The 631-nt window shown below is 49.1% G+C and carries 1 protein-coding gene; it reads right to left on the reverse strand.

Annotated elements, in window-relative coordinates:
• Positions 1–166: 166 nt before the first annotated feature.
• A partial coding sequence (locus ACFQEU_RS17380; RefSeq protein WP_379784194.1) for a hypothetical protein occupies positions 167–631 on the reverse strand: 465 nt, incomplete at its 5' end.

Genomic DNA, 631 nt, shown 5'->3' on the forward strand with positions numbered 1-631 from the left:
CGTTGGGGATATGCCCAGCGCGATAGGTTTGCTCATTGCACAAATCGATCAGCAGGAGCTTGGGGTTGCTCAGTTCTTGTTCAAGTTGGGCCGGCTCAATGATTAAGGGCAACATAGGGATTCCGGGTCGGAAAAAGGCCTATTGTAAATCAATGTTGCGTCAGGGTCAGCGTTTGATCGCGCTTTGCCGCTGAACTTGTACGGCAAGCCTTGCAATCGCTTGTTGTGTTGCTTGGGCGAGGCGTTTACAAGTTTGTACTCTGGGCGGCGCCAAATCGGTTTCTGCTGCCAGTAGAATGGCAATCAGCTTAGTGTTTAGAAAGATCGATATAAGCAGTAGCTCGCGCGCGCCCAATTTTTCCACAAGGTGTGTTGGTAGTTGATCGATGATAGCGGGGCGATTATCGCTGTTAACTAAAATTGCCGCCGGCTTAGCACTTAATTTGATTAAAAGATTTGCAGTGGGCAATTGCTCAATTGGCGGCGACTCTTGATCGTCAAATTGAAATTTAGCTAGCCATTGCCCATTTGCCGTCGGCACGAGCAGTGCGCCAAAACCCATGCCCATACCTGTTTCCAGAGATTGGCTGAGGGTTTGAAAAATGGCATTGACTGAGTTGAGACTTGGCTG

The sequence above is a fragment of the Halorubrum tibetense genome, assembly GCF_042661865.1.
GTDB classification, from domain to species: Archaea; Halobacteriota; Halobacteria; order Halobacteriales; family Haloferacaceae; genus Halorubrum; species Halorubrum tibetense.